Source organism: Deltaproteobacteria bacterium (assembly GCA_016709225.1).
GTDB classification, from domain to species: Bacteria; Myxococcota_A; Polyangia; order Nannocystales; family Nannocystaceae; genus Xiheibacterium; species Xiheibacterium phototrophicum.
Genome location: JADJEE010000001.1, coordinates 267749 through 288988, shown reverse-complemented (window position 1 = coordinate 288988; position 21240 = coordinate 267749). Strand labels below are relative to the sequence as shown.

At 72.0% G+C, this 21240-nt stretch carries 17 protein-coding genes; 10 read left to right on the top strand and 7 right to left on the bottom strand.

The genetic code is table 11. The features are described from left to right. The first annotated feature begins 10 nt into the window (after nt 1-10). The 4 genes from IPH07_01250 to IPH07_01235 all read left to right on the top strand — a co-directional run bounded on the left by IPH07_01250 (nt 11) and on the right by IPH07_01235 (nt 5806). Nucleotides 11-2146 carry an enoyl-CoA hydratase/isomerase family protein gene (locus IPH07_01250; GenBank protein ID MBK6916002.1) on the top strand — a complete coding sequence of 712 codons (2136 nt, stop codon included), beginning with the start codon at nt 11-13 and terminating at the stop codon, nt 2144-2146. A gap of 60 nt (nt 2147-2206) precedes the next feature. Then, complete coding sequence (locus tag IPH07_01245; protein MBK6916001.1) at nt 2207-3142, top strand: alpha/beta fold hydrolase; 936 nt, start codon at nt 2207-2209, stop codon at nt 3140-3142. Nucleotides 3143-3341: 199 nt separating this feature from the next. After that, the gene (locus IPH07_01240; GenBank protein MBK6916000.1) at nt 3342-4763 is read left to right on the top strand and encodes a hypothetical protein; all 1422 of its coding nucleotides are present in this window, start codon (nt 3342-3344) and stop codon (nt 4761-4763) included. Next, the gene (locus IPH07_01235) at nt 4760-5806 is read left to right on the top strand and encodes a hypothetical protein (GenBank protein ID MBK6915999.1); all 1047 of its coding nucleotides are present in this window, start codon (nt 4760-4762) and stop codon (nt 5804-5806) included. The genes IPH07_01240 and IPH07_01235 overlap by 4 nt, the downstream gene beginning before the upstream one ends. A gap of 29 nt (nt 5807-5835) precedes the next feature. On the opposite strand, the gene IPH07_01230 is transcribed toward IPH07_01235, so the two are convergent. The 5 genes from IPH07_01230 to IPH07_01210 are packed head-to-tail and all read right to left on the bottom strand — an operon-like array spanning nt 5836 to nt 12752. Then, nucleotides 5836-6657 (bottom strand): endo alpha-1,4 polygalactosaminidase, encoded by an 822-nt coding sequence (locus tag IPH07_01230; GenBank protein MBK6915998.1) that lies wholly within the window; start codon nt 6655-6657, stop codon nt 5836-5838. Continuing rightward, the gene (locus tag IPH07_01225) at nt 6654-7601 is read right to left on the bottom strand and encodes a hypothetical protein (GenBank protein MBK6915997.1); all 948 of its coding nucleotides are present in this window, start codon (nt 7599-7601) and stop codon (nt 6654-6656) included. The genes IPH07_01230 and IPH07_01225 overlap by 4 nt, the downstream gene beginning before the upstream one ends. Nucleotides 7602-7620: 19 nt before the next feature. Continuing rightward, nucleotides 7621-9126 carry a glycosyltransferase family 39 protein gene (locus IPH07_01220; protein MBK6915996.1) on the bottom strand — a complete coding sequence of 502 codons (1506 nt, stop codon included), beginning with the start codon at nt 9124-9126 and terminating at the stop codon, nt 7621-7623. A gap of 54 nt (nt 9127-9180) precedes the next feature. Continuing rightward, nucleotides 9181-11646, bottom strand: a complete 2466-nt coding sequence (locus IPH07_01215; GenBank protein MBK6915995.1) for a VacB/RNase II family 3'-5' exoribonuclease — start codon at nt 11644-11646, stop codon at nt 9181-9183. A gap of 53 nt (nt 11647-11699) precedes the next feature. Beyond that, nucleotides 11700-12752: a PQQ-binding-like beta-propeller repeat protein gene (locus IPH07_01210; GenBank protein ID MBK6915994.1), complete on the bottom strand. Its 1053-nt coding sequence runs from the start codon at nt 12750-12752 to the stop codon at nt 11700-11702. Between the two features lie 429 nt (nt 12753-13181). Between IPH07_01210 and IPH07_01205 the strand changes: the two genes are divergently transcribed. The 5 genes from IPH07_01205 to IPH07_01185 all read left to right on the top strand — a co-directional run bounded on the left by IPH07_01205 (nt 13182) and on the right by IPH07_01185 (nt 18036). Continuing rightward, the gene (locus tag IPH07_01205) at nt 13182-14063 is read left to right on the top strand and encodes a hypothetical protein (GenBank protein ID MBK6915993.1); all 882 of its coding nucleotides are present in this window, start codon (nt 13182-13184) and stop codon (nt 14061-14063) included. A gap of 52 nt (nt 14064-14115) precedes the next feature. Continuing rightward, a complete protein-coding gene (locus IPH07_01200; protein MBK6915992.1) occupies nt 14116-15465 on the top strand; it encodes a sigma 54-interacting transcriptional regulator in 1350 nt (449 codons plus the stop codon). 151 nt (nt 15466-15616) lie between these two features. Beyond that, nucleotides 15617-15823, top strand: a complete 207-nt coding sequence (locus tag IPH07_01195) for a hypothetical protein (GenBank protein ID MBK6915991.1) — start codon at nt 15617-15619, stop codon at nt 15821-15823. Between the two features lie 315 nt (nt 15824-16138). Next, complete coding sequence (locus IPH07_01190) at nt 16139-17530, top strand: monooxygenase (GenBank protein MBK6915990.1); 1392 nt, start codon at nt 16139-16141, stop codon at nt 17528-17530. Between the two features lie 161 nt (nt 17531-17691). After that, entirely contained in the window at nt 17692-18036 is a 345-nt protein-coding gene (locus tag IPH07_01185) for a DUF4388 domain-containing protein (GenBank protein MBK6915989.1), read from the top strand. A gap of 219 nt (nt 18037-18255) precedes the next feature. Here IPH07_01185 and IPH07_01180 read toward each other — a convergent pair whose 3' ends face one another. Next, nucleotides 18256-19515 (bottom strand): glycosyltransferase, encoded by a 1260-nt coding sequence (locus IPH07_01180; protein MBK6915988.1) that lies wholly within the window; start codon nt 19513-19515, stop codon nt 18256-18258. Nucleotides 19516-19679: 164 nt separating this feature from the next. On the opposite strand from IPH07_01180, the gene IPH07_01175 reads away from it, so the two are divergent. Continuing rightward, a complete protein-coding gene (locus IPH07_01175) occupies nt 19680-20480 on the top strand; it encodes a metallophosphoesterase (protein ID MBK6915987.1) in 801 nt (266 codons plus the stop codon). Here IPH07_01175 and IPH07_01170 read toward each other — a convergent pair. Further along, nucleotides 20414-21217, bottom strand: coding sequence for a hypothetical protein (locus tag IPH07_01170; GenBank protein ID MBK6915986.1), 804 nt, complete (start codon nt 21215-21217; stop codon nt 20414-20416). The two genes, IPH07_01175 and IPH07_01170, sit on opposite strands and share 67 nt — an antisense overlap. Nucleotides 21218-21240 lie beyond the last annotated feature (23 nt).

Below are 21240 nucleotides of genomic sequence, written 5' to 3'. Positions count from 1 at the left end.
GACCAAACACATGAGCACCGAAACCACCAAGAACGGCATGGCCACCCTCGCGTTCGACGACGCCACCGGCGTCGCGACCATCACGCTGGCGATGGAGGGCAAGGTCAACAAGATCAACGACGACTTCGGCGCGACGCTGCATGAAGCGCTGACGTGGGCCAAGGCCCGCGCCGGCCTGCGCGGCGTGATCCTGGCCTCGGGCCACAAGGACTTCTGCGTCGGCGCCGACATCGAGCGGCTGTACCGCGAGCGCAGCGCGGCCACGATGGCCGCACGCCTGAAGGATCTGAACGGCATGTACCGCGCGCTCGAGACCCTCGGGGTCCCGGTGGTCGCGGCGCTGACCGGCAGCGCGCTCGGGGGCGGCTACGAGCTCGCGCTCGCGTGTCATCGCCGCATCGCGCTCGACGACGCGCGCGTGCAGGTCGGCCTGCCCGAGGTCGGGCTCGGCGTGCTGCCGGGCGCCGGCGGCACCCAACGCCTGCCGCGGTTGGTCGGCATCCAGACCGCGCTCGAGCACATTGCCCAAGGCAAGATCGTGCGCGCGCCCAAGGCCGTGAAGGTCGGCATGGTCGACGAGCTGGCGGCCTCGCCCGAGGCGCTGCGCACCCAGGCGGTCGCGTGGATCCACGCCAACAAGTCGTTCAAGCAGCCGTGGGATCGCGGCGCGCCGATCCCCGGCCCGCAGCCCGGCAGCGCCGAGGCGCGACAGATCTTCATGGCCGCCTCGGCGATGCTGCGCAAGAAGACCGCCGGCGTGTTCCCGGCGCCCGAGCTGGCGATCTCGGCGGTGCAAGAGGGCCTGCCGCTGAGCTTCGATCGCGCGATCGAGATCGAGAGCCGCTACTTCACCAAGCTGGCGATCTCGGACCAGGCCAAGGACATGATCCGCACGCTGTGGTTCCACCGCACCGCGGCGGAGAAGCACGACGGCCTGCCCAAGGTCGAGGACGCCCACATCCGCAAGCTCGGCATCCTCGGCGCCGGCATGATGGGCGCGGGCCTGGCGTTCGTGTCGGCGCAGGCAAAGCTGGCGGTCGTGCTCAAGGACGTCAAGCAAGAGCAGCTCGAGCGCGCCAAGGCCCACTGCGAGCAGCAGGCCGCCGAGCTCAAGCACCTCGATGCCGCCGCCCGGCAGGCGATCCTCGATCGCATCACCTACACGCTGGCGGTCGACGACCTCGACGGCTGCGATCTCATCATCGAGGCGGTGTTCGAGAACCTCGAGCTCAAGCACACGGTGACCCGCGAGGCCGAGCCCAAGCTGGCCAAGGGCGGCGTGTGGGCCAGCAACACCAGCGCGATCCCGATCGGTGATCTGGCCAAGGTCTCGAGCGCGCCGCAGAACTTCATCGGGCTGCACTTCTTCTCGCCGGTCGAGAAGATGCAGCTGGTCGAGATCATCACCACCGCGCAGACCTCCGACGAGACGCTCGCGCGCAGCCTCGCGTACACCCGCATGATCAAGAAGCTGCCGATCGTGGTCGGCGACGGCTACGGCTTCTACACCACCCGCGTGTTCTCGGCGTACATCCTCGAGGGCGCGCAGCTGGTCGCCGAGGGCCACGACCCGGTGGTGATCGAGTGGGCCGCCCGCAAGGCCGGCATGGTGGTGCCGCCGCTGCAGGTGTTCGACGAGGTCACGCTCAGCCTCGGCGTGAAGGGCTTCAAGCAGGGTCGCGCGTACGGCAAGACGCTCGACCTGCCGGCGGTCGCGATGATCGAGCGCATGGTCGAGGACGGCCGCGCGGGCAAGGCCGCGGGCAAGGGCTTCTACGACTACGGCGGCGAGGGCCGCTCGCTGTGGCCGGGGCTCTCGCAGCTCGCGGTCGGCAAGCCCGCCGCCGACAAGACCGGCGTCGAGTACATCGCACGGCGATTGCTGACGCTGCAGGCACTCGAGGCGGCGCGCTGCGTCGCCGAGGGCATCGTGAAGAACCCGCGCGACGCGGAGGTCGGCGCCATCTTCGGGGTCGGCTTTGCGCCCAACACCGGCGGCCCGCTGGGCTACATCGACCGCCGTGGCGTCGCGCAGTTCGTCGCCGACTGCGATGGCTTCGCCGGCGAGTGTGGCAAGCGCTACGAGGTGCCGCAGCTGCTGCGTGACATGGCGAAGGACGGCAAGACGTTCTTCGAGCGCGTCTAGCGGCCCCTGGTGGCGGACGAAGACGCGATCGGCCGGGGATGGTATCTACCTCCCCGGCCGATGCCATTCCACGCCGCGCCCCCCCTGCCCCAACGACTCGCCGAGCTCATGCCCCTGCCGCGCGGCGACTTCGAGCTCGAGCGCGGCCGTCATGCCGGGCGCGAGATCCACTACGTCGACGCCGGCCCCCGCGACGCCGATGCGATCGTGATGATCCACGGCAACCCCACGTGGTCGTTCCTGTGGCGCAAGGTGATCGCCGCGCTGCCGCAGCGGCGCTGCGTCGCGCCCGACCTGCTCGGCTTCGGGCTGTCGTCGCGGCTGCCCCACCTCGCCGATCACACCGTCGACGGCCACGCCGACGCGATCGCGCAGGTGCTCGAGGCGCTCCAGCTGCGCAGCTTCGTGCTGGTCGGGCAGGACTGGGGCGGACCGATCGCGGCCTGTGTCGGCGCGCGCCTGCCCGATCGCGTGCGCGGCCTCGTGTTCGCGAACACCTCGGTGGTGGTACCCGAGCGGCCCAAGGGCACGTGGTTCCATCGCTTCGCGCGCATGCGCGGCATCTCGGAGGTCGCGTTCATCGGCCTCGGCATGCCGCAGCGGGTGCTGTGGAGCGTGCAGGGTGATCGCAGCAGCATGCGCGGCGCGACCGGCTCGGCGTACACGTGGCCGCTGCGACGGTTCCGCGATCGCGTGGGACCACTGGCGCTGGCGCGCATGGTGCCGGACTCGATCGCGCACCCCAGCGTCGACGCGCTGCGCCGCGGCCAGGCCTTCGTGGCCGGCTTCGGCGGACCGGCCGCGCTGGTGTGGGGCACGAAGGATCCGATCCTCGGCCGCGCGCTCGAACGCCACCGGCGCCTGCTGCCCCAGGCCGAGGTCACCGTCACGCAGGCGGGCCACTTCCTGCAGGAAGAGGTGCCCGAGGCCCTGGTCACCGCGATCGAAGGGGTGTGGCGCCGTGCCGACGCGGCACGATCGGCGACCGGGAACTGACATGTTGTCACGCGCACGACGGCCGCCGTCCGCCGGGCCCACGGCTATGCAGCGCGCGTGCGCGTGGCATCATGGTTGCACCGTCCGCGAGGCCCCATCGGCCACCTGCGAGCGGTCACCGTCGACGGTGCACGCCCCGCGAGCCCCCGCACGAGCCCCCATGGACCCGCTCCGCTCCCCGCGTTCCCTCCTCGTCCGCATGGCCGGCCCGTCGACGATCGCGTTGGCGCTCGCCACCGGCCTCGCCCGCGAGGCCGCGGCCGCCGAGCCGCCCACCGGGTCGAGCTTCGACATCTGGTACTACGCCACCGACGCCAACGGCGACCGCGCACGCCTGTTCTCGGACACCGACCTCGCCGGCTTCGTGAACCGGGCCCGCTGCGAGTGCGGTCAGGACATCTCGACCAAGGTCCTCCTGCAGCGCGCGATGACCTCGTACGACAACAACGTGCGGGTGCAGACGTTCATCGGCAGCCGCTGCGACGTCGCGGTCGGCTCGCCGCAGGTGCAGGCGAAGCCGTGCGTGCGTGTGATCAGCACCTCGCCCAACGCGTACACCAAGGCACTCAACTTCTCGTTCGACCCGGTGTGGCTCGCCGGCGGCGTCGAGCTGAGCAGCTCGGTCGACATCGCCGACGCCGTGCCCTCGGGCAGCTGCACCGCCGGCCAGGGCGATGCGGGCATCTGGGTCTGCATCGAGAACGGCATGCAGCCCGAGTGTCAGGCCGACGAGTTCGAGGTCCAGGGCACGCAGAACAAGAACGCCAGCGCGTCGTCGATGGCGCAGGGCATCCACTACGACTTCGAGCCGCCGCAGACGCTGCCGCAGTCGTTCAGCATCTCCGCCGGTGACGGCGCAATCGAAGTCACGTGGGAGCAGATCGCGACCGGTGACGTGTCGGGCTTCCGCGTGCTGTGTGCCGACGAGAACGGCGACCCGCTGCCGGGCAAGGGCATCAAGGCGCCGTCGCTCACGGGCATCAACCGCGGCACGATCTACTTCACGAAGGAGAACCTCTGCCCGGGCGGCGTGTTCGCGGCTCCGGGGAGCGAAGACACCACCGGCGGCAGCGACGGTGGCAGCGATGGCGGCTCGACGACGGGCGCGGGCGAGCTCTGGGAGGGCATGGAGCTGGTGGTGGATCCGGATCCGTTCGCGGCGACGGGGAGCAGCTCGGGCACCTCGGGCACCTCGGGCTCGTCGGGCACCTCGGGCTCGTCGGGCGGCTCGGGCTCGTCGGGCACCGGCACGGACACCGGCAGCACCACGCTGCCGAGCTCCGGCATCGAGTCGCTCGACTGGGCCTACGTGTGCACCGGCCACATCAGCGGCACCTCCCGCGAGGCCCGCATCAGTGGGCTCGAGAACGAGAAGCCGTTCCAGTTCCTGGTCGTCGCCTACGATCTCGCGGGCAACCCCATCGCGGCCTCCGACGTGCTCATCGGCACCCCCCGCGAGACCCTCGATCTGTGGGAGGAGTGCGAGGCCGCGGGCGACATCTGCGGCAACGGTGGTTTCTGCAAGTGCACCACCGACGGCGACCGCGACGACGACCGTGCCGCGTGGTCGCTGGGCCTACTCGCGCTCGGCGCGTGGGTGCGTCGGCGGAGGCGCGCGTGAGCGCGGGCGTGCAGCTGCTGGCGTGGGCCCTCGGGGTGACCGCGCCGCCCGAGGCCGTGGCCGACGACGCGCCGACGCCGGTCGTCGAGTCGCAGATTCCCGACGATGAAGGTGTCGATGCACCGGCGCCCAGCGACGACGGTGTCGACGCGCCGACGCCGACCGAGGTGCCCGCGCCGACCGCCAGCCAGGCCGCCGCACCGACGCCGGGGCCCGAGGGCGCCGACCGCTGGAAGAACCCACCGCGGCAGGGCAAGCGACCGCCGCCATCGGACGCCGCCATCGCCCGGCAGAGCACGGTGCCGCCCAAGAGCGACGGGCCGCGCCGTTTCGCCAAGGCGCGCCCCGGCAGCAAGCAGCGCTTCGAGGCCGAGCTCAAGCTCGGGCCGTACCTGCCCGAGGTCGACTCGCGCTACAGCGGGCCCGGCTTCGGACCGTACGCGACGATCTTCGGGCAGGTCGACTCGACCGGCAAGACCGTGAAGAAGCCCAAGCAGGGCGTGATGCCGCTGGTCGGCTTCGAGTGGCAGTTCGCCTACCTCGGCGGCCCGCTGGGCTTGGGCACGCAGATCGGCTTCTTCCTCGATCGCGCCGACGCGTTGCTGGCCAACCCCAAGGCCGGTGAGAACCTGCGCAGCAAGGCCGACCGCATCAAGTTCGGCATGGTGCCGATCTCGGCGCTCTTGGTGTACCGCTTCGAGCTGGCGGCGGATTTCTTCCGCGTGCCGCTCGTGCCCTACGCCAAGGCCGGACTCACCTACGCGTTCTGGTGGGTGAAGGACGGCAGCGGCCACATCGCGCGCAACAGCAGGGGCGAAAAGGGCTCGGGTGGCGTGGTCGGCTGGCAGATCAACCCCGGCGTCATGCTGCGCATGGACTTCCTCGAGCGCAGCGCCGCCAAGAAGCTCGATCAGTCGACCGGCATCAACCACACGTACTTGTTCGGCGAGTTCCAGCTGACGCGCCTGCGCAACTTCGGTGCCGGGAACTTCATCGACCTCGGCGACAAGACCTTCTTCGCCGGCCTCGCGATCGAGTTCTAGTACCTCGCCACAGGGATTGTGATGCAGTACTAGTCGCCGTCGCAGGCCACGCGGAAGCGATCGTCGAGCTCGAGCGGCATCAACAGCGTGGTGGTGCCCGCCGCCTGCGCCCGCGCGCACAGCTCGTCCTCGCGCGCGAGCGCCTTGGCCTCGCTGCCGGGATACTCGACGTTCAAGATCGGTTTGTCGGCGTCGAGGAACGGCTGCAGCTGCCCGCACTCGTCGTAGTGGTGACACTCTTCGTTGAGGCTGAAGTCGTAGTAGTCGACCAGCTCGCGCGCCTGATCGCCCTCGTTCTTGAGCGCGATCGCCAGCCCGCGCTCGTGGGCCTCGTTGGCGAGCCTGCGGTTGTAGCCGAGCTGGTTGTCGGCGCTCAGCCGAAAACCCGTGCGATTGAGGAAGCCGTCCATGTTGTCGGGCTCGACGCCGTCGCAACGCTTGTCGACCGCGAGGTCGAGCCGATCGAGCATGATGGCAAGCACATTGGGCGAGCGCACGTCGAGCCAGCGCTCACCGGCCCAGCCATCGAGCTTCCAGCCCTTGTCGCGCCCGGTGAAGCGATCGTAGTCGGGCCGATAGGTCTCCGACGAGCCGGCCGAGAAGTAGCAGATGACCGTGCGGCCCTGCTCGTGCAGGGCGTCGATGGTGGCCTGCGGCGTCTCGAAGAGATCGACGTCGTAGAGCTGGACGTCGTAGGCGGTGTCGATGGTGCCGTCGAGCTGCCACTGCCAGGTGGTGCTGCGATCGGGCCGCACCCACTCGCCCTCGGTCACCGGCTCGACGTTCGGATCGAGGCCGGGCCCGCCGCAGGCGAGCAGCAGCGACGCCAGTGCGACGGCGACGCGCGTCACGGTGGCGCCCCATCCTCGTCGGCCCGCGCGACGCCGTCGGGGGCGGCCGCCTGCGCCCCATCGCTCGCGGCCTGGGCGGCCTCGACCGCCTCGCGCAGGCGATAGGGCTCGAAGCGCAGGCTGCGACCGACGTTGAACCGCTCGAGCTCGGCGGCCGTGAACGCCTCGGCGCGGCCGCGCGGCAGCTCGCGGCGCACGAACGCCTCGATGACCCGCCGCGCCTTCGCACAGCCCTGCGCGCGGGCGCGCTCGTCGTCGCTGGCGTCGGCGTCGAGCTCGAGGCAATCGGCCCAGCGCGCCAAGATGGCGGCGCGTCGCTGCGCCGCGGAGCGGCTCCGATCGGCCCAGATCGCCCGCAGCACCTCGCCGAGGTCGGCGATGGCCTCGCGCTCGAGACCGCGGCGATGCTCGGCCGCGAGCTGTTCCCGCAGCGCGCGCGTGCGCTCGAGGAAGTCGCGCTTGGCCTTGGCGCCCTTGGAGTGCAGCAGCAGATCCGCGAGCCCACCGAAGCGACCACCGACGGTCGCGAGGATCGGTGGCGCACCGTAGGGTCCCCAGTTGACGATGGGATCGTGCTTGCTGTCCGCGCTCGAGCCCCGGTGCACGAGCGTGTTCGAGACCGCGTTGAAGCGCTCGTCGGGGTTGGGCGCCTTGCCGCCGCCGATCTCGTAGCCGAGGATCGTTGGGCGTCGGAACTCGAAGGGCACCAGCGGTCGGAACGTCACGCGGCCGTCGGGGTGGACCGTGGCCGCGAAGCCGGCATCGCGATCGCGATGCTCGTAGCTGCCGTCGACGCGGCGATGCAGGTCGCTCGGCTGGGCGCCGCCGAGCTCACCACGGGAGCCCGGCGACAGCCGCGGCGCCGGCGGAGCCGCGAGCACGAACGCGAAGGTGAGCAGCGTCGCCGACATCTCGAGCCAACCCAGCGTCGATCGTAGGCCCACGGCCGTGGCGATCGCAACACTACTGCCGCGCGATGTATCCCAGCAGCTCGATCGCGGGCTGCCGGGGCGAGTTCGCGGGATCGCGTCGGACATACCCGCCGCGCGCCAGCGTGCGCAGCGCCTGTCGCCGCGCCGCGACCCGCTCCGGGCGATCGATGTGCGAGCTGACCACGAACACGCGCGCGGGCGCGAGTCGGGCCAGCTCGTCGAGCAACGTCGGCGACGCGCCATCGAGCACGACGGTCGGCAGCGGATAGACCTCGAAGGGGAACCGCACCAGCGCGTGCGGCACCACCACGGTGACGTCGCCGGGCTGGGCCTCGGCGGCGATCGTCGCGGCCACGCCACGCCACGGCTCGTAGCCGGCGGTCGCATACTGCTTGCGCAGCGCCGGGATCGCCAGCCGCTCGATCGCCACCGCGGAGGGTGCGATCGCGATCGCGGCAACCAACGCGGCGGACCAACGCGGCAACCGTGGCAGCCATCGCGTGCGCGCGCGCTCGGCCAGCTCGAACGCCGCCGCGACGCCGGCACCGAGCAGCACCGCGATCGGCACCAGCGACATCATGAAGTAGCGCAGCGTCACGAAGTGCTCGGGGTTGCGCACGAGCACCACCGTCATGGGCAGCACCGCCAGCGCGGCCAGGCCGAGCGCGAGCCCGCGGCGAGACCACGGGCCCGGCAGGCACGCCAGCGCCGCCAGCAGCACGACGTGCGGCGTGTCGAGGCCGAAGCTCCACAGATCGATGAGCAGCTCGCGGGCGTTCTCCACCGGACCCGCGCGCGAGCTCAGCTGCCCGCCCCCGTCGGTCAGCCACACGCGCACGAGGCCCGGCAGCAGCGGCGCGCTGGCCAGCGCCGCCACGCCGAGGCACAGCAACCACGCGCGCGGTGATGGGGCGCGGCCGTGTCGACGCTGCACGAGGTGCCACGACGCGCACCACAGCGCGAGCGCACCGAGGAACGGCAGCGCGAAGAGATGCAGCCACAGCGCCCCCGCAGCCACCAACCCCAGCGCCACGAAGGTGCGGCGGCGAGGCGGCTGCGCGGGCGCGTGCCGCCCCAGCTGCAACGCCTGCGCCGCGAGCAGCAGCGCGAGCGCGGCCATCAGCGCCAGCAGCCCGTACTGGCGCGCCTGCTGGGCGTACTTGATCGCATACGGCATCGCTGCCCACGACAGTCCCGCCGCTGCGCCCGCGACCGTGCCGAAGCCGCGTGCGCCGAGCAGCACCAAGACCGCGGCGAGCACGGCGTTGCCGACGATCGACGGCGCACGCACGCACGGCTCCGCGACGCCGCACACCGCGATCGTGGCCTTGAGCAGCACGAAGTACCCGGGCGGATGGTGGGCGCCGCCGAAGGCCTCACCGCGCATCGCGAAGATGTCCGCGAGCGAGCGGCGGGCGTCGAACACCGAGAAGGTCTCGTCGAGCCACAGGCTCGCCTCGGCCACGCCGATGCTGCCGAGCACCAGCGCCAGCACGAACGCGACCAGCGCCAGCGCCAGCGCCGGCTCCCGCCGCACTCGCGCCCACGCTGTCGGAAGCCCCGCCACGCGTCCTTCGCCCGCTTCGGCCGTCTAGGTGGCGAGCTTGCGGATGAGCGCGAACTCCAGCTGCCGCCGCGCGATGCTGGCGTCGACCAGCTCGACGATTACGCGGTCGCCGATCGCGATGCTCATGCCGCTGCGGTCGCCGACCATGCGCGCGACCAATTCGTCGACCTCGAAGCTCTCGCGGGTCTCCCGCTCGAGCGCGGTGCGGCGGATCATGCCGTCGACCGGCGGCTCGTCGAGGTTGACGAAGGCGCCCGCGTTCGACATGCCGGTCACGCTGCCCTCGAAGCGATCGCCGATGCGGTCGCGCATGAACGCGGCGCACAGCAACGCCTTCGCGTCGCGCTCGGCCTGCGCGACCGCCCGCTCGCGCTCGCTGGCCCGGTGCGCGATCGCGTTGGCGACGTGGCGCTCGGGCATGCGCGGCACCGGCTCGGCGCCCGCGTGGCCGCCGACCCGCGCGAGGTGGGCCTTGAGCACGCGATGATCGACGAGATCGGCGTAGCGGCGGATCGGCGAGGTGAAGTGCAGGTACGCGCCCGACGCCAGCGCGAAGTGGCCGACGTTGGCGGTCGCGTACTCGGCCTGCGCCAGCGCGCGCAGCAACAGGCCGTGGATGGCCTGGCGACGCGGGTGCTTGGCGAGCTTGCGCAGGAAGGTCTGCATCGCCTTGGGCGAGCGCAGCGCCTCGGGATCGACCTCGACGCCCAGCAGCCCTGCGATCGCGCAGAAGCGCTCGACGCGTTCCTCGTCGGGGTTGGCGTGCACGCGGTACAGCACCGGCAAGCGCACGCGCGCGGCCACCCGCGCGACCGACTCGTTGGCCGCGAGCATGAGTTCTTCGATGAGGTTGTAGGCCCGCGCGATCTCGGGGCGCGCGCGCGAGTGCTCGACCGATCGCACGCGCTCGGGGTCGTCCTGGTCGAGCTTGACCTTGACCTCGGGCAGGTTGAGCTCGATGGCGCCGCGGCGCATGCGAGCCTTGCGGAGGCGGTCGGCGACCTCGCGCAGCTCGATCACGCGGGCACGGACCTCGGGCGCGCCGACCTCGTGCTCGAGCATCTCGGCGGCCTGCTCGTAACTGAGCCGCGCGCGACTGCGGATGACGGACGCTGCGATCGCGGCATCCTCGACGTGCCCGCGCTCGTCGACATCCATCGACACCACCATCGCGAGGCGGTCCTGGTCGGGCACCAACGAACAGATGTGGCTCGACAGCGACGGCGGCAACATGGGTACCGCGCGGTCGGGCAGGTAGCAGCTGAAACAGCGCAGCGCCGCCTCGGTGTCGAACACGTCGCCCTCGCGCACGTAGTACGAGACGTCGGCGACCGCGACGTGCAGCCGCACGCCGTCCTTGCCGATGCGCTCGATGCAGACCGCATCGTCGAAGTCGCGCGCGTCGGGCGGGTCGATGGTCATGAACGGCAGCGCGCGCAGATCGGCGCGGCCGACATGGTCGGCGGCGGTGACCTCGGTCGGCACCTGCTCGGCCGCGGCCAGCAGCGCCGGCGAGAACTCGGGATCGACACCATGCTCGAGCAGGATCTTGATGGTCTCGGTGGCCAAACGACCGGGCACGCCGAGCACCCGATCGATCGTCACGAGGATGCGCTCGCCGTGCGTGCTCGGATACTCGACGATGTCGGCCAACACCGTCATGTCGAGCGCGTCGGGGGGCAGCTCGCCGACCACCTCGACCGCATCGACCACGCGCGGGTCGTCGGGTTGCAGGGTCAGCCGGCCGCGTTGGCGCCGGAGCAGGCCGCTCAGGCGCGTGCGCTGGCGCGAGACCACCGAGCGCACCACGCCCTCGTCGCCGCGCTCGGCCGGCCAGTGCGACACCAGCACGGTGTCGCCATCCATCGCGCCGCGACGGTTGGCGGCGGGGATGAAGATCGTGCCGCTGCGATCCTCGCGCTCGGCGAAGCCGAACGCCTGCGGGTGCAGCGACAGACGACAACGGACCGTCTGCGGCGGCACATCGGCGCCATCGCTGCGAGCGGCGTCGACCACCACGTGCGCACGGCGGGGCTCGTCGCCGCGGCCACGACCGCGGCCGGCGTCCGCGGGCCCGCGCCCGGTCCCACCGCGTCCGCGCCCGGTCTCACCGCGCCCGCGCCCGGTCTCACCGCGCCCGCGCCCGGCCTCAGCGCGCCCGGCCTCGCTGGGCGCGGCCCCGTCGCGACCGCTGCGACGGCCCTGCCCTGCGGCCGCATCGCGGGTGCGGGCCGCGTCGCCGCGCCGCCCCGGGGTCACCGCCGGCGTGGTCGCGACGGCGTCGCGGGTGCCACCTGCGCGGCTGGTCGCGGCGCCTTCGCGGGTCGCAGGCGCTCCCTCGCTGCGGCCGGGCTGCGTCGCGCCGCCCTTGTGCCGGCGGTTGCGTGCGCCCTTGCTCGCCGCGGCCGCGATCGCGGCCGTGCTGGTCTTGGCCGCGCGCGTCTTGCTGCGCTTGGCCTTCTCTCGTCGTTGCTGTTTTCGTCGCGCCAATGTGCTCGTCGGTTTCCGAGGCGCACGCTACCGCATTTTCGCGGCCGCGATCGTCATGGCTCGGACAGGGCGCGCACGTAGCCGTCGTCGCCCACGACGATCAACCAGCCGGCGGGCGTGACCACCACCGGGGCGTCGAGGTCACCGGGGAATTCGAGCGACCACATCGGCTTGCCGGCCGGCGTCAGCGCGTAGAGGCGATCGTCGCGGCTGCCGACGTAGACGTGCCCTGCGCGATCGAGCGTGGGCGTGGCCGCGAGCGCACCGCCGGTCGTGAACGACCACGCCAGCGCGCCACCGGGCGTGAGTGCGTAGAGCGTGCCGTCGGTCGACGGCACCAGCACATGACCATCGGGTGCGATCGCGACGGCCGCGATGATCGGAGCCTTGGTCGCGAAGCTCCACCGCGCGGCGCCCTCGGGTGACACCGCCCATAGCTTGCCGTCGTCGGCACCGGCGTAGATGTCACCGGTCACGCCCGCGATCGGATCACCGTCGACGTCGGCGCCGATCGGCAACACCCACGCCGGCGTGCCGTCCTCGGCGAGCGCGGTCAGGTTGCCGTCGTAGCCGCCGAACACCACGCGACCGCCGGTCACCAGCGGCGCAGTGCCGACGTGGCGCGCGACGCCGTCGGCGGGCGAGTGCCAGCGCACCGCGCCCGCACGCGACAGCCGATAGACCCCGTCGGCCCCCACCAACAGATCGCCATCGGGCATCACGGTGGGCCCGCCGTCGACGTCGCAGCGCACGCCCTCGGGCCCGCGCGCGCGCGGGGGATCGCAGCTGCCCAGGCGCACGCGCTGGAGCACCGCGCCCGTGCGATCGAGGGCGTAGAGCACATCGTCGTCGGCCCCCACCCAGATGCGATCGTCGGGATCGAGCGCGGGCGACGACCACACGATGCCGTCGAGCCACGCCTCGAAGACGGTCGCGCCATCGTCGGTCGCGAGCGCCAGCACCCGCCCGGCGTGGCTGGCGACGACCACCTGCACGGGCGCGCCGGCGGCGGCCAGCAGCAGCGGGCGCGCGGTCACGACCGCGCCCACGTCGACCTGCCAGCGCAGTCGAGGCGTGGCCGTTGGGCCGGCCGCGGCTTCACTCACGCCGGCAGGGGATGCTCGACGTGACGCAGGCTCCACGTTCGCAACGCTGGCCGTCACCACAGTCGCGATCGCTGCGGCAGCCCGAATCGGTGTTTCCGGGGCCGCTCGGGCGGCACGCCAGCAATGCCGCGGCGACGGCCCCGACACGGAGCCGGCGGGTGCGCCGCCTCGGGGTGGATCGAGCTGCAACCAAAGGTGGGATATCCTGCACGCTGGGCGGTCCATTCTGAAGAAAACGGCCTTTGACTTCCAATTCTGTAGGTGGTAGTCGTACGGAACGGTCGAGGGCTCAATCAGGCATAAACCTATGTAGTTCCGAGGGTTTATGTGAGTCCGCCACGGTGGTCAGCCGCCGCGACCGCGCCGACCCGACTCTTCGCGAGCCGGGCGTTCCGAGCGGGGTTCGAAGCCGCGCTCCGAGGTACGAACATGGTTGCTGATCAGGCCGCAAGCGCACACGCCACGGAAGAACCCGTCGAAGAGATCTACTACCGCAAGGGGGACATCGACTTCTGCTTCCTGCTGAACCGGCGGCATCACAACCTGCGCGTGTTCGACTACCGCGTGGGCAACTACCAGCAGAAGCGCGACTTCTTCGATCGCATCGCGCGGACCGAGGGCCTGCGCAAGGTCTTCACGGTGGTCGAGAAGCAGGACAGCAAGAGCTGGCGCTCGGTCGGCTTCTCCCGCGAAGGCGCGATCCCAGGTTACTTCCGCACCGCCGACGCGTACATCATGAGCCGCGTCTACACCGACGACGGCGAGCCGATCCAGGGCGGCGCGCCGAAGCTGGTGGCCCCGAGCGCACACTCGAAGGAGAAGGTGCCGGCCAAGCCGCGCGGGATGACCTCGGAGGTCATCTCGGATGGTCGTCGACTGCAGTCGGTCGCTGGCTCGCTGGCGGAGTCGGCCATGTACGCGCCGTTTCGCCGCGGCACCTTCCACCCCGACATCGGGCTGGTCGCGAAGATGGGCAAGAAAGAGTACTGGGTCGGTGCGGAGACCGACAGCTCGTTCGGCCACGCGAAGGTCGACATGCTGACGCCGCCCGACAAGGACGTCGACGTGCCGGTGCTCGCGTTCTGCGTGCGCGCGCTGCTCGACGAGCTGCTCAAGGTCGAGACCGCCTCGGTGTTCTCGCTGTGCGCCGTCGACTCGCCGCTGTCCAACCAGGTCTACGCCGAGCTGGGCTTCAAGGTCACCGCGCGCCTCACCGACCACGTCACGCGCGACGAGGAGTTCATCGGCGCGCAGCTGTGGCACCGCCGACTGGCCAACACGCCGACCCCGCGGCTACCCTCGTTCATCTGAGCCCACCCGCCGTCGCACGCGACGGCCGAAGCGCCCTGACGCCCCCGCGAGCATGTCCGACGAACACCTCGCCACCGTGACCCGCTCGTCGTCGTCGGAGACCCGACGTGACGCGGGTACGGCGGCGCGCCTGAGCGTGGTTCACCCGCGCGGGGTCGAGTGGTCGTGCACGCTCGACGATGGTCCGCGGGTCATCGGACGCACGTCGACCGCGGCTCCGGGTCCGCTCGATCACCCGACGGTGTCGCGCAACCACTTCGAGATCCGCTACGACCCCTCGATCGGGCAGTTCGTCGGTCGCGACCTGGGCAGCCACAACGGCAGCCGTGTCGACGGCCACCCCCTGGGCGGCAGCGCCGTCGCACTCGGCGAAGAGTCGATCCTGCAGCTCGGCGACGTCACGCTGGTGCTCGAGCGCGGCCTGCCGGTGCCGGACGACGACGTCGAGCTCGCCGAGGTCCCGGGCAGCTCGCTTGCGATCGCGGCCCTGCGCGCCCAGCTGCGGCGCGCCGCCGACGACCCCTCGCCGGTGCTGCTGTTCGGCGAGACCGGCACGGGCAAGGAATTCGCGGCGCGGGCACTGCACGAGCAACGCGGACGCGGCCCGCTGCTCAGCATCAACTGCGCCGCACTGTCACCGCAGATCATCGACAGCCAGCTGTTCGGACACGTGCGCGGTGCCTTCACCGGGGCCAACGCCGACGCGCCGGGGTTGTTCCGCGCCGCCGACGGCGGCTCGCTGTTCCTCGACGAGATCGGCGAGCTCCCGCTCGAGCTGCAGCCCAAGCTGCTGCGTGCGCTGCAGGAGGGCGAGGTGCAACCGGTCGGTGGCACGCGCGTGGTCAAGGTCGACGTCCGCGTCATCGCGGCGACCAACCGCGACCTCGCCGGGGCCGTCGACGCGGGCCAATTCCGCCGCGACCTCTACGCGCGCCTGTCGCTGTGGGAACTGCACCTGCCGCCCCTGCGTCGACGGCGACGCGATCTGCTGACGTGGATCGATCGCCTCACGGGCGCGTGGTTCTCGCGGCGCGAGCAACACGACGCCGGCCTCCCGCGCTTCGACCCCGAGGCGGCCGAGGTGCTGCTGCTGCATCGCTGGCCCAACAACCTGCGCGAGGTCGACCGCCTCGTGCACGCGCTGGCGTCCTCGCACCCGCCCGGCGAGCGCATCGGGCGCTCCGACCTGCCGGGGTGGCTGGCGGCCGCGCCGAGCCCCGAGCCAGCCCGGGCTGCGGCCGAGGCCAAGCCCGCAATTCCAACCCGCGACGATTTCGTGGCGGCGTTCGAGCGCCTCTCCGGCAGCGTGCGGGGGCTGGCGAAGCACTTCGGCCGCGATCGTCGGCAGATCTACCGCTGGATCGAGAGCTACGGCCTACGCCGCGACGACAGCGACGACTGACCTGCAGGTTCGCCGCGTGAGCGCGCGTACAAGCGTTGCATCCCCGGTTGTCGCCGCGAAAAACTCCGCTTGGCGAAGCCCTGGGATTCGCGGTAGGAGAGAGGCCGGTTCGGGTCGAAATCTACGCGGCCCATTTCTGGAGAACACGACGATGAAGATCGCAACCAGCATGTTGTTCCTCGCGGCCCTGGCTGTCGCGGGCTGCGAGAAGAAGGACACCACCACCCCGGACGACGCGACCAACGCGGACACCCCGGCGGCGACCGAGACCCCGGCGGCCGATGCCGCCGCGGAGACCCCGGCGGCCGAGGAAGCTCCCGCCGAGGGCGAGGGCGACGCGGCGGCTGCCGAGGGCTGAACCCCAACCGTTGGCATGACGTCGCGCGGCTCGCCGTCGCGACCCGTGCCACCGCTCGAGCTGACGAGGGCTCCTTCCGCGCTGCGGGAGGGGCCCTTCGTCGTCGTGGCGCCCGCGTTCGCTGCGCAGCGCCGGGCGAGCGACGACCGCACGACGACGCGGGAACATCGGAGCGACACCGGTCAACTTGCCCATCGAGGCCGCGACGGCGTCGCCCCTCGACGACGGCGCTGGGCAACTCGCCCGCGCGCCCGTCGGCCCTTTGGCTTCGATCGCGACGACCGACCCGACGCGCCGCATGCTGGCTGCCGACCCATGCGTTCCCCCGATCGCCACCGCGCCCCCACCCTGCTGCTGCTACTCGTCGTCGCGTGCGTGCAGGCGACCGCGAGCGACGACCCCGACCCGCAGGCGAGCGGTGGCACGGCGCACGGCGACGAGGCCAGCGGGAGCGAAGCTGCGACGCCCGACGCAGGTGACCCGCTCGGTCCCGACGACGGCGCGGTGACGTTCTACCGCGACGTGTTGCCGGTGATGCAGGCGCGCTGCACCGCGTGCCACCACGACGGCAACATCGCGCCGTTCTCCCTCGAGCGCTACGAGGACGCGTGGCCGTGGCGTGAGGCGATCGCAGCCGCGGTCACGGCCGGCACGATGCCGCCGTGGCTGCCGGACTCGAGCTGCGCCGAGTACAGCCACGATCCCACGCTGCCACCCACCGAGATCGACACCCTGGTCGCGTGGGCCGCCGAGCAGGGCCCGCGCGGCAACCCGGACGATGCCCCGGCCGCGGTCGACCACGGCGACGACGGCCTGCCGCGGGTCGACGTCGAGCTGTCGTCGCCGCTCGCGTACACCCCCGTCGGCGCCGACGACTATCGCTGCTTCCTCCTCGATTGGCCGCTCGACACCCCGTCGTTCGTGACCGGCTTCCACGTGCGCCCCGGCAATCCCTCGCTGGTCCACCACGTGATCGCGTACCGCATCGCGCCCGATCGCGTGCCCGAGTACGAGGCCCTCGACGCTGCGGATCCCAGCGCGGGCTATCCCTGCTTCGGTGGGCCGGGCGGCGCGGTGACGGATCCCGGCGCGGGGCTGTGGCTCGGTGCGTGGGCGCCCGGCGGGCATGCGACGCCCTATCCCGAGGGCACCGGCCTGGCGATCGAACCCGACGCCAAGGTCGTGCTGCAGATCCACTACAACACCGCCGCCAGCGACGGCGACAGCGATCGCACGAGCATCGAGCTCATGACCGCCGACACCGTCGAGCGCGAGGCCTTCATGTTGCTGTGGGCCGACCTCGACTGGCTCGCCGGCAACATGCCGATCCCCGCGGGCGACGCCGACGTCGTGCACAGCTGGGCCCTCGATCCCACCGTGGTGATGGACTTCCTGACCGACGTGATTCCCCCGAACGCGCCGTTCCTCATCCACTCGAGCGCGCACCACATGCACCTGCTCGGTCGCTCGGCCCGGCACCGCATCCTCCACCCGGACGGCGGCGAGACCTGCCTGCTCGACATCCCGCGGTGGGACTTCGCCTGGCAGTCGGCCTACGGTTTCGCGACGCCACAGCGCTTCGAGCCCGGCGACACGCTCGAGCTGACCTGCCACTGGGACAACGGCGCCGGCGACGAGGAGGTCAACTGGGGCGAGGGCACCCGCGACGAGATGTGTCTCGGCATCTACTACGTCACCGGCGTGTGACGCCGCGCGGCCTCGGTCGCGACCGCGTCATGCACACGTGACGAGCCGAGGTTGCCGCGAAGTCACGCAAACGGATCCGCGCTGCGCGGGCTTCGTGACCGCGGGCGGCCAGACTGCCGCCACAGGTGAAGCCCATGCCCACGAACCATCGTGCATCCGTGATGGACCATGAACTGCTCCCGCTCGCGCTCGCGATCCCGCGTGCGCTGCTCTGGGAAGGCCCGGTGCGCATCGCCCACGACGACGGCGAGCGCCTCGCCGAGATCTACGTGAACCGTGGTTGCGTCATCCATGCCAGCGTCAATGGGCTCGACGGCCTGCCCGCCGTGGCCGCGATCCTGGGTGGCGACACACTGCGCTTCCGTCTCGAGCCCGGCCGCTGGCCGCGGCGGTGCTCGATGCTCGCGCCGTGGGAGTCGCTGCTGCGGGAGGTCGAGCGCATGCGTGCGAGCCGTCGCTTGCCGCCGCCCCGCAACGACGACGACGCGACCACGCCGCTGGTGTGACGAGCGCCAGTTCCGCGCCACGCTGCGACGCGTTGGTCCGCTTGCCGCGTTGGGCGAGCGGCTCGTGCGGCGGCGGTGGTGTCGGCGGCGAGGCCCCGCGCTTGTCACCTCGGCGTGACACGGTGCTGCCTATCCTCGGCCCGCCTTGCCGCCCACCGCGAGCTTCGGCGACGTCAACCAAGGCCCCTGACGACGGGCCGTCGCCGTCGCGCGTTGCGGCTACGGCAGCGCCTCGCCCGGCGAGGGCGCGAGGAACGGCTCGAGGGCCTCGGTCGCGTGCGCGTCGACCAGCCGCGAGCCGGGGCCGATGCGGAAGTCGTGCCCCCGCCAGTGGACGCCGCGGATCACCCATGCGGCCAGCCACAGCGCCAGCATCGCGAGGTCCTTGAGCGGGGTCGCGAGCAGGCGTCGCCACGACGGCCGCGCGTGGTGCAGCGCCCGCGCCTGCACGCCCTCGATGGCGCACGCGATCGCGAGCCCCAGCACCGCGAGCGCGCCGAGGCCCATCGGCGACACCGCGGCCTGCCCGGCCCATGCCGCGGGTGCGAACGCCAGCACCAGCAGCGCGAGCGCCCACGCCGACGGCATCAACAGCGGCTCGAACGCGTAGGCCGTCGGTGCGATCCATCGCCGCATCTGGCACCACCGCAGATGTCGCGCACCGAAACGTCGCAGCGACCACGCACCCCCCTCGGCGTGCACGACGTGCGACGAGATCTCGACCCCGAGGCCGGCACGCGCGAACGCCTGCCCCATCACGTAGTCCTCGCCGAGCACGTCACCGAAGGCCCGCAGGCCGCCGAGCGCCGACAGGTCGTCGCGGCGCAGCAGCATCGACTTGCCGATCACACAGGGGTGGCCGATGAGGTCGCCGGCGGCGACCCCCGCCGCGATGATGCCGCCCAGCTGCAGCTGCTCGAACACACTGCCCAGCCCGCGACCATCACCGGCGACCACGAGGTTCGCGACCAGCCCGACGTCGCGCAGCTGCAGGGTCGCGACCATGTCGCGCAGGTAGCCCGGCGCGACGCGGACGTTCGAGTCACTCACCAGCCACAGGCCGTGGCGGGCGTGGGGTGCCATGCCGAGCAGGTTCGCGACCTTCGGGTTCTTGGCCGCGTCGGGATCGCCGACGACGACCGCGATGTCGGCAGCCGGGAACGACGACGCCAGCCGCCGCGCGACCGCCAGCGCCGGGTCCGTCGGCGAGGTCACGCCGAAGATGACCTGCACCCCGCCGTCGCGCATGCCGGGGTAGTCCTGCAGCAACAGCGCACGCAGGTTGTCCTCGAGCCCGGGATCGAGGCCGCACAGCGGCTTGAACACGCTCAGGCCGGGGGCGCACACCAGCTCGGGCCGCCGACGCGCCGCGTGTCGGCAGGTGATCCACGCCAGCCCCGTCCGCACCACGAGCCCGAGCGTCGCGCCCGAGGCCACCACGATCACCAGGGTCCGCCACAGCCATGCTTCGTCGTTCATGGTTCGTCGCCGCTCCTCGATGTGCAGGAGATCAGGGCTGCGCGCCGATCCGAGGGCGCTGCGGTGACGCGAACGTGAACTGCGATCGCGTCTTCGGATCGTCACGGCGGCGACGCCCGATCGTGATCGACAGCCGTCAAGGTGGGCCGCGGAAGCGAGGTCCGATGCCGAGCAGCCTGGTCCATCTCTCCGATCTCCACTTCGGTGCCGGCCGCCGGCTCGAGCGCCGCACGAGCGCACTCGTGCAGCGATTGGTCGACGACGACGTCGATCACGTCGTCGTCACCGGCGACGTCACCGAGAACGGCACCTTCGCGCAGTTCGAGCGCTTCGCCCGGGTGTTCGAGCCGCTCGCGGCCCGCGGCCGCCTGACGGTCGTGCCCGGCAACCACGATCGACTGGGCGACGACATCGCCGAGCTGACCATGGCCGGCGAGCGCGTACGCGTGCGCAGGGCTCCGGGCCTGCACCTGGTGCTGTGCGACAGCACGCGCCGACGCCCGGGCCTCGCCATCGTCGCCCACGGCGAGCTGCCTGCGCCCGAGCTCGACGCGATCGAGGCCGCGCTCGCATCGGCCGAGCCCGGCGCGTTGGTGTGCGTGCTGCTTCACCACCACGTCACGCACATGCCCCATGAGTCGCTGTTCGAGGCGCTCGGCAGCGCGCTGGGGCTGCCCTTCGCCGATCCGCTGGCCAGCGGCCCCGAGCTGCTGCGACGCCTACGAGGCCGCTGCGACCTCGTGCTCCACGGCCATCGTCACCGGCCCTCCGAGCGCTGGCTGGGCGGCCCGCGACCGCTCGGCATCTTCAATGCGGGCTGCTCACCGGCGCTGCAGACGGCGCGCCGGTTCGTGCACGCGGCCGGTCGGCTGCTCGGCGCGCCGCAGTGGCTCGCGAGTCAGCAACCCTCGGCCTCGCACGCACAGCTGCTGACCTTGGCCGCGACGACCTGCTCGCCGCTCTGAGTCTCGCCGCAGATCAAGTGGCCGTCGTTGCTGCCGCAGTGCAGCGTGACGCCGTGGCAGACGTTGCCCGCGGGCGCGAGGCAATCGACACGACAGGTACCGTCGCCGCAGTGCACGTTGGTGTCGTGGCAGGCGTTGGTGTCGTCGCAGCTGACGTGGCAGTCGAGCCCGCCGGACGGACAGTGGATGTCGGAGCCGTGGCAGGCGTTGTCGCCGTCGCAGTCGACCTCGCAGTCGAACCCCGCCGGACAGTCGACCGCGATGCCCTCGCAGCCGTGGGCGCCGCAGCCGATCGTGCACGTGTTGCCCTGACAGCCGCCGCTGCACGCAGCCGGACACGCGCCGCCCGGCGCGGCCTCGTTCTCGCCGCAGGCCAGCACGCCGCCGCCGCTGCTGCCCCCGTCGCCGCTGCTTCCAGCACCGCTGCTGCCACCGGCGTCGCTGGTGCCGGCGCCGGTGGATCCCGAGGCGTCGCCCGCCGATGCGCCGCCGCTGCCGGTCGAGCCGCCGCCGGTCGAGCCACCGCCATCGGTGCCCGCGCTGGTGTCGAGCGTCAACCCCTGCGAGGCGCCGCCAGAGCCGTCGGCCGAGCCCGTGCCCTGGGTCGCCGTCGCGCTGCTCCCCTGCGAGGTCTCGCCGAGCGAGCCCCCACCCTCGCCGCCGTCGGCCTCCTTCGGGTTCCCGGTGCAGCCACCCACCACGACGGCGGCCGCGACAACGAACCAGTGCAATCCCATGCTCGCATCGTATCGCAACACGC

Excerpts from the sequence above, each read along its gene's own strand:
- IPH07_01240 (MBK6916000.1), top strand. The coding sequence starts at position 3,342 with ATGGCCGGCCCGTCGACGATCGCGTTGGCGCTCGCCACCGGCCTCGCC.
- IPH07_01245 (MBK6916001.1), top strand. The coding sequence starts at position 2,207 with ATGCCATTCCACGCCGCGCCCCCCCTGCCCCAACGACTCGCCGAGCTC.
- IPH07_01205 (MBK6915993.1), top strand. The coding sequence starts at position 13,182 with ATGGTTGCTGATCAGGCCGCAAGCGCACACGCCACGGAAGAACCCGTC.
- IPH07_01200 (MBK6915992.1), top strand. The coding sequence starts at position 14,116 with ATGTCCGACGAACACCTCGCCACCGTGACCCGCTCGTCGTCGTCGGAG.
- IPH07_01190 (MBK6915990.1), top strand. The coding sequence starts at position 16,139 with ATGCGTTCCCCCGATCGCCACCGCGCCCCCACCCTGCTGCTGCTACTC.
- IPH07_01170 (MBK6915986.1), bottom strand. The coding sequence starts at position 21,217 with ATGGGATTGCACTGGTTCGTTGTCGCGGCCGCCGTCGTGGTGGGTGGC.
- IPH07_01195 (MBK6915991.1), top strand. The coding sequence starts at position 15,617 with ATGAAGATCGCAACCAGCATGTTGTTCCTCGCGGCCCTGGCTGTCGCG.
- IPH07_01180 (MBK6915988.1), bottom strand. The coding sequence starts at position 19,515 with ATGAACGACGAAGCATGGCTGTGGCGGACCCTGGTGATCGTGGTGGCC.
- IPH07_01250 (MBK6916002.1), top strand. The coding sequence starts at position 11 with ATGAGCACCGAAACCACCAAGAACGGCATGGCCACCCTCGCGTTCGAC.
- IPH07_01185 (MBK6915989.1), top strand. The coding sequence starts at position 17,692 with ATGGACCATGAACTGCTCCCGCTCGCGCTCGCGATCCCGCGTGCGCTG.
- IPH07_01175 (MBK6915987.1), top strand. The coding sequence starts at position 19,680 with ATGCCGAGCAGCCTGGTCCATCTCTCCGATCTCCACTTCGGTGCCGGC.